Below are 12389 nucleotides of genomic sequence, written 5' to 3'. Positions count from 1 at the left end.
TACAAGGAGTTTCCATGGATTTTGAAAGTTTGGCAGCCCGGCTGGAAATTGACGCGGAAGATTTTTTGGAATTGGTTGACCTGTTCATCACCACCTCACGGTCTGATATGGACAAGATCCAAAAGGGAATGGATGATCAAAATCCTTTGGATGCGTCCGCTGCCGCCCATTCAATCAAAGGGGCTGCCGGCAATATGGGGTTTGATGAGATGGCCGGTCTTGCCCAGAAAATGGAGCTTCAGGGAAAGCAAGGCAGCCTTGAGGGGTTTGCCGCTTACTTATCCGAACTTGAACGTTGCCTGACCGGTATTGAAAACCAGTTGCCGGGGAATTAAAAAATGGGTTTGAAAAATGTTCAGCCCTATACTGTGCTGGTGGTTGACGACAACCTGGTAAATCTTAAGCTCATTGAAAAAACCCTGACCAAAGAAGGGTATGGGGTATATTCGGCGGATAATGGTCCTGATGTCAGAAAGATCGCCCTTGAACAACAGCCAAACCTGATTTTACTGGACATTGAGATGCCCGGAGAAAGCGGGTTTGAGGTCATTGAAAAATTAAAGGACAATGCCGCTACCTCCACCATTCCCGTGCTTTTTCTCACCGGTGTGTCAGAGGTGGATGCAAAGCTTCGGGGGTTTGAGCTGGGGGCCGTGGATTATATTATCAAGCCCTTTCACCCCCAGGAGGTGCTGGCCCGGGTAAGGATTCACCTCAAGCTTTCCATTGCCACCAATTCTTTGATTCAGGAACAGGCAGGCAAACTGCGCCAGGTTACCCAGGCCCAGGCCGCAATGCTGCCCCAGCCCCAAGAGTTTCCCCATGCCAATTTCGGCGTTTTTTACAAGGCTCTTGAGGAGGCCGGCGGCGATTTTTACGATATTTTGAACATATCCGGAAATATCACAGGGTATTTTGTGGCTGATTCCTCAGGCCATGATATTGAAACCAGTTATATGACCGCCTCGGTCAAGGCGCTTTTGGCCCAGAACTGCACCCCGGTTTACTCACCGGTAGAAAGCATGAAGATGATCAATGATGTTTTAGTGGAGATCCTGCCGCCGGGAAAATATCTGACGGCCTGTTATATGCATTTGAACCGCAGCACCATGAAGCTGACCATCGTCAATGCAGGGCATCCCCCGGTGGTGTGTATGCCCCAGGGCAAAGATCCCTATCTTGTCAAGACGGAAGGGGATATCCTGGGGATGTTTTCCGATGCCAATTTTGGACAGAAAAGGCTTTCCGTTGCCCGGGGGGACCGTTTTTTTATCTATTCAGACGGCCTGGTGGAATCGGCTGAGAATAAGATTACCTGGGCCACCGGAGCCGACAGTCTTCTGCCCGCCTATGCCGGTTTGAAAAAGGTTCCCTATGGCAAGGCCCCGGAAGTGCTGATCCGGCAGTTGTTCGGCGATAACACCCCGCCTGAGGATGATGTGGTCCTCCTTTGCGTTGAGGTGTAGCCCCATGCCCGGGAGCAGCGACATCTATGATTTAACACAATCTGATACCTTACTGCAGATCCTGTTTTCTTCCACCATGTCTCATATTGATGATGCCTGCGCCGCTGTCACCTTGTTTCTGGAATCCAAAGGCCCCCGATTTTCCCCCCATCTTTTTGCCGTCAACCTGGTGATGCGCGAAGGGTTGACCAATGCGGTCCGCCATGGAAATAAATCCGATCCCCATAAACGGGTGGCCTTTATTCTGGATATCGGCAGAAAAGATATCATTGGTTTGCGCATCGAAGACCAGGGAAAGGGGTTTAACTGGCAGAGCACAAAAAAGGCGCTTTTGGATGAAAAGGCGGATCACGGCAGGGGCATGCCGATTATGACCACCTATTTTGATCGGTGCGAGTATAACCTTCAAGGCAATATCTTGTACCTGGAAAAAAAGATTGGGCCTGATTTTTTTGTCTTTAAACCAAACTAACAATTTCCCATGGGGTGTTCAGCCTGGTTCTGATGTGTTTTCATAAAAAAACCAAATTCTTGCGCAACAGAGAGACAAGGATTTAATGGGGCCTTAACAAAGGGCTAACACAAATCTAACAGAGCAGGTATAAAAGGTCTTCATTGATACAAAGAAGGAAAATGCATATTCAGGAGACGTTGATGACCACCCATTTAACCCGGGCCATGCACAAGATTAAAAAAGAGATCCTCTCTTTAGGGGCCATGGTGGAAGAGCGGTTTAAAAAAGCCATTTATGCCGTTCAAACCCAGGATATTATCCAGGCCCAGCACATTATTGATACAGATTTTAAAGTTGATGAGCAAGAGGTCGAAGTTGAAGAGGAGTGTCTGAAAATCCTTGCCTTGTACCAGCCTGTGGCAGCGGATTTGCGGTTGATCGTTGCCGTGATAAAGATTAACAATGACCTGGAGAGGATTGCCCAGCGGTATACAATTTCTGCTGAAAATTCCAACAGATTTAAGTATGATTATACCGCCATGGCTGAACAGGCGGCTAAAATGCTTAAACTGAGCCTGGATGCCCTGGTCAGCCAGGATGTGGATCTGGCCTATCGGGTCAGAGAAATGGATGAGCAAGTCAATGCCATGAGAAACGATGCCTACAGGATAATGAAGGATGATATTCAAACCCATCCTGAAATGGTTGAAGAGATCATCAATATGTATTTGATTTCCAGGCATATTGAACGGGTGGGAGACCATACCAAGAATATTGCCGAAGAAGTGATTTACCTGATTGAAGGCGAGATTATCCGGCATTCCTAAATATTAATGATTACAGGATTAAACCATGTCCAAAGAAACCGTACTGATAGTTGATGATGAAGAAGATATTCTTGAACTCATAAGGTTTAACTTGAAAACAGAGGGGTATAATATTCTCCAGGCCATGACCGGGGAAGAGGCCATTAAGATTGCCAAACAATCCTGCCCGGATCTTATTGTACTGGATCTGATGCTTCCCGGCATTGACGGGCTTGAGGTCACCCGGTACATGAAAAATAACCAGGCAACAATGGATATCCCCATTGTCATGCTCACGGCCAAGGGTGAAGAGGCTGATATTGTCGCAGGCCTTGAACTCGGGGCCAATGACTATATGTCAAAACCTTTCAGTCCCCGGGAGCTTACCGCTCGGATCAGAGCCATCCTCAGGCGGCGGCATAGACATTCAGGCGATACCCCTGTTCGTGTCCGCCAGGAAGGAAATATGGTGATTGACCGGGCCAGGCATTGCGTGACCCTTGAGGGTGAGGTACTGGAATTGACCCTGTCCGAGTTTGAGCTTCTCTCTTTTCTGGCCGAGAAAAAAGGATGGGGGTTTACACGGGGCCAGATCGTGGATGCCATCCACGGGGAGAATTATGCCGTGACCGAGCGGAGTATTGATGTTATTATTGTGGGCCTGCGTAAAAAGCTCAAGGCATATGCATTCTGCATTGAAACGGTTCGGGGTGTGGGATACCGTTTTAAGGAATAGGGGGCTGAAGGTCGACCAAGATTCGGGCTTTGGGCTGTTTAATTTACTGGTAAATTAAGTTGGGCTAAAAAATTTTCATGGGTCGTAAAAAATCAAAATTGATTTGGCGGATTTTTCCTTCATTTCTCATCATCATCCTTTTATCCCTGTCTGCGGTCGCCTGGTATTCAACCCGTTATTTTAAGACCTTTTTTTTGGAAAATTCTGAAAAAGAGTTAACGGTCCGGGCCTATTTGGTTCAGGACCGGTTTGCCCGGGCCCTTTCTTTTGACAAACTCGATGCCCAGCAGATCGATCTTCTGTGCAAACAAGTGGGCAGACAAATTCAAACCCGGGTCACGGTGATCTGGCCTTCAGGAGAGGTGATCGGTGATTCCTTTGCCAGAGTTGAAACCATGGAAAACCACCAGGCAAGGCCTGAGATAAAGGCGGCCTTTGATGGTAAAAAAGGGGTGGCCATCCGGTATAGTTCCACTTTGGATAAAACCATGATGTATATTGCCCTTCCGCTGACCCACCAGAAAGAAGATATGGGGGTGATCCGCACCGCGGTTTCCATCTCAGACATTGATACGAAAATTTCAACGGTGCGCAACAGCATCTTTTATACCGTGATCCTGACGGTTCTGGCCGCCGGACTGGCCAGCCTTTACGTGTCAAGGCGGATCACCATCCCAATCGAAGAGATGAGAAAAGGGGCCGAGGCCTTTTCCCGGGGCAACCTTTCTGATCGCCTGCCTTCGACAGATACCAGAGAACTTTCCGAACTTGCCCGGTCCATGAATTTTATGGCCAGAACCCTGGACCGGAAAATTGTGGATGCCAAAAACAGGAGCCGGGAGCTTGAGGCGGTTCATACCAGCATGCAAGAAGGGGTGATCGCCATTGACGGAAACGAAGAGATTATCACCATCAATACTGCGGCGGCCCGGATTTTTGATTTTGCCCCTGACATGCTTAAAACCCGAAATATTCTGGAAGTGGCCAGAAATTATGAACTTCAGACCTTTATCCAGAAGGCCTTGTCCACCCACGAGCCTGTGGAAGACGATATTGTCATTGAACGGGATGAACCTATTATCCTCAATATCCATTCCACAGCCCTTTATGATACAAATGAAAACCGGATGGGCACCTTGGTTATTTTCCATGACATCACCCGTATAAGGCTTTTGGAAACCATGCACAAGGATTTTGCAGCCAATGTTTCCCATGAACTCAAAACCCCCTTGACCACCATCAAAGGATTTGTTGAGACCCTTGGGCAGATGATGGAAAGCCGGGTCCCAAAAGAGGATGGCCTGGGAGAATTTATCCGGTTTTTCAGCATCATTGAGAAAAATGTCAACCGGATGATCACCCTTGTTGATGATCTTCTGGCCCTGGCCCGTCTTGAGCGTCTCAAGGGAACCGACATCCGGCTTGAGGACCATCCCTTGTCTTTGTTGATTCAGGGTGCGGTTAAATTCTGCCGGAAACAGGTAGATGAGAAAAATATTCACATCGAAGTCCAATGCCCGGATCATATTTGTGCCCGGGTGGACCCCATTCTCATGGAGCAGGCCATATTCAATCTGCTGGACAATGCCGTAAAGTATAATGGAAAAGATACACAGGTGACCATCAAGGTGACCTTGAGCGGCCACCGGATCAAGATCCAGGTGTGTGATACGGGCACGGGAATTGACAGGGAACATCTGCCCAAATTGTTTAACCGGTTCTACCGGGTGGATAAAGGCCGCAGCCGCGACCAGGGCGGTTCAGGTCTGGGACTGGCCATTGTCAAGCACATTGTCCAATATCACCAGGGCCGCATTGAGGTGGAAAGCCTCAAGGAGAAGGGCAGTTGTTTTACCATTACCCTGCCTTCGGCCTGAGCTGGCCGATTTGAAAATCTGTCCTGGTGCTGACCATCCCAAGGGTCAGCACCCGTGGCAGCCAAGCTGCGTTATGACCCGTTCAAAGCTGATACAGGTCTTTTGCATTATCTCCCAGCACCATTTTTTTATGTTTTTCCAAAAGGTTTGATTGGTCCAGGTCCTTATAGTATCGGTCCGGGGTGAGTAATGGATAATCTGTGCCGAATAATACCTTGTCAATCACCCCGGCTGCCGCGGCCATATCATAAACCCCGGGGTCATAAAGGAAGACAGAGGCCGCCGTGTCATACCAGATATTTTTAAGCCGCTCTTTCATCTCTTTTTTCATGATGTGGTAAAAAAAGATGCCCCCACCCCAGTGGGCCAGGATGATTTTATTGTCCGGGAATGCCCTGGCCAGATGATCAATTTGTTCCAGGGTGATGGGGGTTTTACCCGGGTATGGGTGGCCTACAGGCTCGTTGGTGTGGATCATGCACGGCAGGTTTCCCCTTTCCAGGAGCAGGGCCATCACAGGTTCCAAAAGGCGGATGGCTTCAGGGTCAATGCCGGAAAGGTAAAAGGCAAGCTCTCCGACCCCTGAAAGTCCCGCATCCAGACACCGGGAAGCTTCCCGGGCCGCGCCCTGCCAGGCCAGGTCAAAACAGGCCAGCCCCCGTATCCGGGTCGGGTGCGACTGCACCGCTTCGATCACGGCATCATTATTTGCTTTGGCATAGTCCGGGTTTCGCCATGGAAACCCGCAGATAATTGAGACGTCCACCCGGTGCTGGTCCATGGTGGGCAAAAGCTGTTCCAAGGTTATGATCTTAGACTTGGAAGAGTTGTAGAGCAGTTTAAATTCAGGTTCATTGTCAAAAAAAGCCGATCTGTCTGTTTTGACCTGTTCAGGGAATAGGTGGGTGTGAGAGTCAATAATCACTTCAAATGTCCTCAAAATGAATAAATATTGAAAAATCCTAAGGGACAATATATATTAAATCTTTTATTCAAACAAGGAATGAATACCCCAAGGTATTATGAAATATTATCCCGTATTTTTGGATGTAAAAGGCAGGTCCTGCTTGGTGGTGGGCGGAGGCCAGGTCGGGGCCCGCAAGGCTGTGGGGCTTGCAAAGGCCCATGCCCGGGTCAGGGTGGTCAGCCTTGAGTTTTCTGCCAAGCTTGTTGAAACCGAATCGATTTGTTTGGTTAAAAAGCCCTTTGAGGTTTCGGATTTGGAAGGGATCAGCCTTGTCTTTGCGGCCACAGACAGCAAGACCTTGAACTCTAAGATCCGAAAGGCCGCCCAAACGGCAGGGATTTTATGCAATGTTGTTGACGGCAAAGACAAGGGGGATTTTATCCTTCCTTCGGTGGTGGAGCAGGGCGATCTTCTGGTTGCCGTGTCCACCTGCGGTGCCAGTCCTGCCATGGCCAGAAAGTTAAGAAAAGAGCTGGAAGAAATGCTGGGTCCCGAGTATGGTGAGGCATTGATCCTTTTGGCCAATATCAGAAAAAAAATGCTTGCCCAGGGCCATGATCCCCAGGGGCATAGACAAAAGTTAAACGCCTTGGTGGAAGCGGACCTGGCTGGGCTGATCGCCCGGGGTGACATGGCCGAGATCGATGCTGTGCTGGCCCAAACAATGGGAGATGATTTTACCTTTGACCGCCTGTCTGCACCCCGCCCTAACAAGGAAGTATAATAAAAATGAATTTTTCCAATATGCTTTTGCAATCCGCCGCCCTGATCTATTTTATCAGTATGGCCGGGTATATTTGTTATCTTTTTCATCAAAAGGACAGAATTCAGAAGGTTGCCTTCGGGTTCGTGGTGCTGGCGGTGGTTCTTCACCTGGTCTCAATGATTATTGCCGGGGTGACCACGGGCGGTTTTCCCGTTCACAACCTGGTTCAAAGCCTTTCCATGTCTGCCCTGGCTTTGGGCGCCATGTTTCTCTATGTCCAGTATCGGTTTAACCTTAAAATCCTGGGGATATTTGCCACTGGCATATTATCTGCCACAATGCTTGCCGTTCTTATTCTTCCGTCAACCCCTGTGGCGCCGGATAAGATTTTTAAAGGCGTCTGGTTTGTGGCCCATATTGTCCTGATATTCACCGGGGATGCAGCTCTGGGCCTTGCCTGCGGTGCCGGCATCCTCTATCTGATTCAGGAGATGGGAATCAAGGGCAAGAGTCCTGGATTTTTTTTCAAACGGCTGCCCTCGTTGGATTTTCTGGACATGGTCTCATACACTTGCATTACCACCGGGTTTGCCCTTTTGACCTTTGGCCTGGTCACCGGATTTATTTATGCAAAATCCGTATGGGGCAGGTTCTGGAGCTGGGATTTGAAAGAGGTGTTTTCCGTGGGGACCTGGCTGATCTATGCCGCTCTTTTGCATTTGCGCCTGTATTCGGGATGGCGGGGCAGGAAATCTGCCATCATGTCCATTGTGGGATTTGCCATTATTATTTTTACCTTTTTGGGCGTGAACCTGATCCTTGGCGGACATCACCAGGCCTTTACCCAATAGCAAAACATTGAAGCAAACCATGTCAAAAATTATACTTATTGGTGCCAACCATAAAACCGCCCCGGTGGAAATCCGGGAAAAATTATCCTTTTCTTCGGACGAGACCCTGGCTGCTTTGGAATCTTTTAAAGAAGATCCCTGCATCCGGGAGGGGCTGGTTTTTTCCACATGCAACCGCACAGAGATTGTCTATATCCCTGAAACCGGGGATCAGATCGAAAAGATGATTGAGTTTATCTCTTCCCATAAAGACCTGCCTGTGGAAAAATTCAGGTCTTCTCTTTATATTCTTGAAGATGATGATGCCATCCGCCACATGTTTTGTGTGGCAGCCAGTCTTGATTCCATGATGGTGGGAGAACCCCAGATTCTGGGCCAGGTTAAGAAAGCCTATAAAACAGCGGTAACTGTGGGGGCATCCGGAGTGTTGCTCAACAGGATGATGCACAAGGCCTTTTCAGTGGCAAAACGGGTCAGAAAAGAGACCGGCATTGGGGACAATGCGGTTTCCATCTCCTATGCCGCCATAGAGCTTGCCAATAAGATATTCTCGGATTTGTCCACCAAGAGCGTGATGCTGCTCGGGGCCGGTGAAATGGCAGAGTTGGCCGTAGAGCATTTAATGGCCCATAAAGTCAAGCAGATTGTGGTGGCCAACAGGACCTTTAAAAATGCCCTGACCCTTGCCCAGAAGTTTAACGGCACTGCCGTTCAGTATGAAGAAAGGGTTGCTGCCCTGGCTGACGTGGATATTATCATCAGTTCCACCGGGGCCACCGATTATGTGCTGACCCGGGACCAGGTCAAGCAGGTCATGAAAAAGAGGAAACACAACACCTTGTTTTTTATTGACATTGCCGTGCCAAGGGATATTGATCCCAGGATCAATCGGATGTCTAATGCCTATGTCTATGATATCGATGATTTAAAGAATATCGTGGAATCCAATATTCAGGCAAGGGAGCAGGAAACCGTCAAGGCGGCACGATTTGTTGAAGAGGCTTTGGTTGCCTTTCGAAAATGGCTGGACGGCCTGTCCATCGTACCTACCATCAAGGCCATCAACGATAAAATGACGGGCATCGTGGATATGGAGTTTAAAAAAACCCTGCCCGGGTTGGGCCATCTGTCTGCACAGGATATCCAGTCCATAGAGCGGATGACCCGAGCCATTGCCACCCGGGCCATACATGATCCCATTCTTTTTTTACGCAATACAGGGGACCATCGTGACGATTCCCTGTATTTGAATGTGGCCCGTCAATTATTTAATTTGGACATTTTAGAGAAAGAATAATTTTGTTTGCTCTTATTTTACAGGCAATTTAAGTCTTTACTTTGAAAAAAGATCAGAATATAATATTCAATTCTGATGCGCTGGTAGTTGTACATTACAAAGTGAGGACAAGGCCATGAAAAAACAAGAACTTGATTTTTTTAAGAATTTGCTGACAGAGAGGCTCACTGAACTGCTTTCCCATGCCGACAGCACGGTAACGGGCATGACCAAGCCCAAAGAGAATTTTGCCGATCCCACGGACCGGGCGTCCCATGAGGCTGAGAGAAGTTTTGAGCTTCGGATAAGAGACCGGGAGCATAAATTAATTAAAAAAATTAAAAAAGCCCTGGTACGGATTGAAAACGGCACCTTTGGCATCTGTGAGGGGTGTGAAGAAGATATTTCCATTGAGCGTCTTAAGGCAAGGCCGGTGACCACCCAGTGTATTGAGTGTAAAACCCGGGAAGAAGATATGGAGAAAGCGCTTGGTATCTAAGAAAAGCAGAGCCAAGGCGAATATTATTATTCTTGATTGATCTTCATATACATTCGACGGCTTCGGACGGTTCCCTGACGCCTTTACAAATCCTTGATCTGGCCAGGGAAACGGGTGTCAGGGCCATTGCCCTGACGGATCATGATTCCATTGCCGGAGTCAAAGAGATTGCCCATCTCGTTCCCTCATATCCCCTGGAATTCATTACAGGGGTTGAAATATCCTGTACTCCCCCTTTAGAATTTAAATTCCTTGGCAGTGTCCACATGCTGGGGTATGGATTTTCCGTTTATGACAGGCGCCTTAATCAGGTGTTGAACCAGGCTGTCAAGTCCCGTGAACAGAGAAACCCCAAGATCATTGAAAAGCTGAATGAGATCGGTTTTGATATCACCCTGGCCGAGGTGGAAAAACGGTTCGGGGCGCGTCAGACAGGTCGTCCCCATATTGCCGAGCTGTTGGTGGAAAAAGGGTATGTGAACAGTTTTAAGCAGGCTTTTGACCTTTATATGGGCAAGGATAAACCGGCCTATGTGGACAAGTTTAAGATCTCATGCAAAGAGGCCATTGGTCTGATTCTGGACGCGGGGGGGATCCCGGTGCTGGCCCATCCCGGCCTTTTGGAATTTCAGGTCAGCCGGGGGCTTGAACCCTTTGTGGATATGCTTGCAGCCCAGGGACTTCAAGGTATTGAGGTCTTTTATACCGACCATGATGCCCAGCAGATAGAGCGGTTTGCGGCCATGGCCAGAAAAAAGAATCTTGTGGCCACAGGCGGGTCTGATTTTCACGGCAGCTTTAACAAGGGGGTCGACCTTGGCCGGGGAAAAGGAGACCTGAGGGTCCGGCCATCTGTGTTCAAAGCTGTGACCGAACGTTTGACCGAGCTGCGATATCCCCCCAGGCTGGATCTTCTTGAAAAGAACCTTCAATATCAGTTTAAGGATATTTCCCTTTTGTCCAATGCCCTTTGCCACCGGTCTTTTCTCAATGAAAATCAGAGCAGTTGCGAGTCTGACAACGAGCGCCTGGAATTTTTGGGAGATGCCGTATTGGGTCTATGCGTGGGACAGATGCTCATGGAAGCCGATCCGTCCAAGCCGGAAGGCGAATTGTCCAAATTGCGTTCAAACCTGGTCAGCGAACCCGGCCTGGCCCGAATGGCCAGGAGAATTGACCTTGGCCGGTTCATAAAGTTGGGCAAAGGAGAGTTCCTGTCTGGCGGGGGGGATAAAAATTCCATTCTTTCAGATGCCTTTGAAGCTGTTATTGCTGCAATTTACCTGGATGCGGGTTTTGACAAGACCTGGGTGATTCTCCAGGACCTGTTTGGGGATTCGGTTAAAAAAATGTTGGTATTCAGCCGGACCATGGACCATAAAAGTTGCATTCAGGAATATGCCCAGGAACATTATGGCACCGTGCCTGAATATGTTGTGGAAAGGGAAATGGGTCCCGACCATGACAAGACCTTTGAAATCTGTCTGATATTAGGGTCCATCAAGGCCAGGGGAAAAGGGAAAACCAAAAAGGCGGCAGAACAGGATGCCGCACGAAATGCCCTGGCCATATTGAATCCTGATTCCTGACCCGTGTCGCCAATGACTGCCCCTCTGGTGATTCCTTATTTTATCCCCCATCAGGGATGTCCCCATCAATGCGTTTTTTGCAACCAGTCCATTATCACGGGAAAAAAACAATCCAATCCCAAGTTTTCCAATATCGATGATGTGATCCGGGAATATCTATCGTTCAAAGGAAATCGCACCCAGGTGGAATTGGCATTTTTCGGAGGCAATTTTCTGGGGCTTTCCAAGGCTAAAATTCGGGCTCTGCTCCTAAAGGTCAAGCCCTATCAGGACAGGGGGCTGATTCAGCGCATTCGCTGTTCCACAAGGCCGGATACCATTAGTGAAGAGGTTTTGGACCTGGTCCGCGGCCATGGTCTTGATCTGGTGGAACTCGGGGTTCAGTCCATGGATGATGCTGTACTTGAAATTTCGGAGCGGGGGCATACAAGAAAAGATACCCTCAGGGCAATCCAGACCCTTAAGGCAGCGGGGATTAAAGTCGGGGTCCAGGTCATGGCCGGCCTACCCGGAGACTCTTTGTCCAGGGCCCTGGCCACTGTCAGGGCATTGTCAGAACTTTCTCCTGATATGGCCCGGATCTATCCGGTGCTGGTGCTGGCAGGGTCCCGGCTGGCCCAATGGTATGCATCGGGTGAATATACGCCTTTGGACCTTAACCAGGCGGTTGAACAGGTCAAGCAGATGCTGGAAATTTTTAAAAACGCAGGGGTTTTTGTGGCTCGCATGGGGCTTCAGGCCGGTGAGATGATGGATGATCCGGATCAGATGATTGCAGGCCCCTGGCACCCGGCTTTCGGGCATCTGGTCTATTCGGCCCTTATGTTTGACCGCGCCTGTGAACTCATCGAGGGGATCGGGGAAGAACTTAGGCCGAAACAGCTGAGTTTGAAGGTGCACCCAAGATCCCTTTCCAGGCTCCAGGGAGACAGGAAAACAAACCTTGAAAAGTTGCGCCGCCGATATCCTGGAATTGAATTTTCAATTCTCTGTGACAAAGGGATGGATTTGGATCAGGTCGGGATTAACCCAAATCCACCGCTTAATTTCATATTTGTTTAAATATTGGGATGTTCTGTGCTTTCCTGGCCACCAGGCGGTACCATATTGCGGCGCCAAGCGAGCGACGAGTGAGGTGTATAAGTCATACTCCGCAGGGAGG

13 protein-coding genes are annotated in these 12389 nt (G+C 48.9%); 12 read left to right on the top strand and 1 reads right to left on the bottom strand.

Annotated elements, in window-relative coordinates; all coding sequences use genetic code 11:
• The first annotated feature begins 14 nt into the window (after positions 1 to 14).
• The 6 genes from HUN05_21210 (at position 15) to HUN05_21185 (ending at position 5339) form a co-directional block, all read left to right on the top strand.
• The gene (locus HUN05_21210; protein ID WDP87330.1) at positions 15 to 335 is read left to right on the top strand and encodes an Hpt domain-containing protein; all 321 of its coding nucleotides are present in this window, start codon (positions 15 to 17) and stop codon (positions 333 to 335) included.
• 3 nt (positions 336 to 338) lie between these two features.
• Positions 339 to 1466, top strand: coding sequence for a fused response regulator/phosphatase (locus HUN05_21205; GenBank protein ID WDP87329.1), 1128 nt, complete (start codon positions 339 to 341; stop codon positions 1464 to 1466).
• Positions 1467 to 1470: 4 nt separating this feature from the next.
• Positions 1471 to 1938 carry an ATP-binding protein gene (locus tag HUN05_21200; protein WDP87328.1) on the top strand — a complete coding sequence of 156 codons (468 nt, stop codon included), beginning with the start codon at positions 1471 to 1473 and terminating at the stop codon, positions 1936 to 1938.
• Between the two features lie 182 nt (positions 1939 to 2120).
• Positions 2121 to 2747 (top strand): phosphate signaling complex protein PhoU, encoded by a 627-nt coding sequence (gene phoU / locus HUN05_21195; protein WDP87327.1) that lies wholly within the window; start codon positions 2121 to 2123, stop codon positions 2745 to 2747.
• Between the two features lie 25 nt (positions 2748 to 2772).
• Positions 2773 to 3462 (top strand): response regulator transcription factor, encoded by a 690-nt coding sequence (locus HUN05_21190; protein ID WDP87326.1) that lies wholly within the window; start codon positions 2773 to 2775, stop codon positions 3460 to 3462.
• Between the two features lie 77 nt (positions 3463 to 3539).
• Positions 3540 to 5339, top strand: a complete 1800-nt coding sequence (locus tag HUN05_21185; protein WDP87325.1) for a PAS domain-containing protein — start codon at positions 3540 to 3542, stop codon at positions 5337 to 5339.
• Positions 5340 to 5421: 82 nt separating this feature from the next.
• Here HUN05_21185 and HUN05_21180 read toward each other — a convergent pair whose 3' ends face one another.
• On the bottom strand, positions 5422 to 6264 hold the full coding sequence (locus HUN05_21180; protein WDP87324.1) for an amidohydrolase: 843 nt from the start codon (positions 6262 to 6264) through the stop codon (positions 5422 to 5424).
• A 97-nt stretch (positions 6265 to 6361) separates the two neighbouring features.
• On the opposite strand from HUN05_21180, the gene HUN05_21175 reads away from it, so the two are divergent.
• The 6 genes from HUN05_21175 (at position 6362) to HUN05_21150 (ending at position 12289) form a co-directional block, all read left to right on the top strand.
• The gene (locus HUN05_21175) at positions 6362 to 7030 is read left to right on the top strand and encodes a bifunctional precorrin-2 dehydrogenase/sirohydrochlorin ferrochelatase (protein WDP87323.1); all 669 of its coding nucleotides are present in this window, start codon (positions 6362 to 6364) and stop codon (positions 7028 to 7030) included.
• A gap of 59 nt (positions 7031 to 7089) precedes the next feature.
• Complete coding sequence (gene ccsA / locus HUN05_21170; protein ID WDP88176.1) at positions 7090 to 7863, top strand: cytochrome c biogenesis protein CcsA; 774 nt, start codon at positions 7090 to 7092, stop codon at positions 7861 to 7863.
• A 19-nt stretch (positions 7864 to 7882) separates the two neighbouring features.
• On the top strand, positions 7883 to 9160 hold the full coding sequence (locus HUN05_21165; protein WDP87322.1) for a glutamyl-tRNA reductase: 1278 nt from the start codon (positions 7883 to 7885) through the stop codon (positions 9158 to 9160).
• 115 nt (positions 9161 to 9275) lie between these two features.
• A complete protein-coding gene (dksA, locus tag HUN05_21160; GenBank protein WDP87321.1) occupies positions 9276 to 9638 on the top strand; it encodes an RNA polymerase-binding protein DksA in 363 nt (120 codons plus the stop codon).
• 32 nt (positions 9639 to 9670) lie between these two features.
• Complete coding sequence (gene rnc, locus HUN05_21155; GenBank protein WDP87320.1) at positions 9671 to 11227, top strand: ribonuclease III; 1557 nt, start codon at positions 9671 to 9673, stop codon at positions 11225 to 11227.
• Between the two features lie 12 nt (positions 11228 to 11239).
• Entirely contained in the window at positions 11240 to 12289 is a 1050-nt protein-coding gene (locus HUN05_21150; GenBank protein WDP87319.1) for a radical SAM protein, read from the top strand.
• Positions 12290 to 12389 lie beyond the last annotated feature (100 nt).

Source organism: Desulfobacter sp. (genome assembly GCA_028768545.1).
Taxonomy (GTDB): domain Bacteria; phylum Desulfobacterota; class Desulfobacteria; order Desulfobacterales; family Desulfobacteraceae; genus Desulfobacter.
The sequence above is the reverse complement of the archived record's forward strand: the minus strand, read 5'-3'. Positions and strand labels throughout refer to the sequence as shown.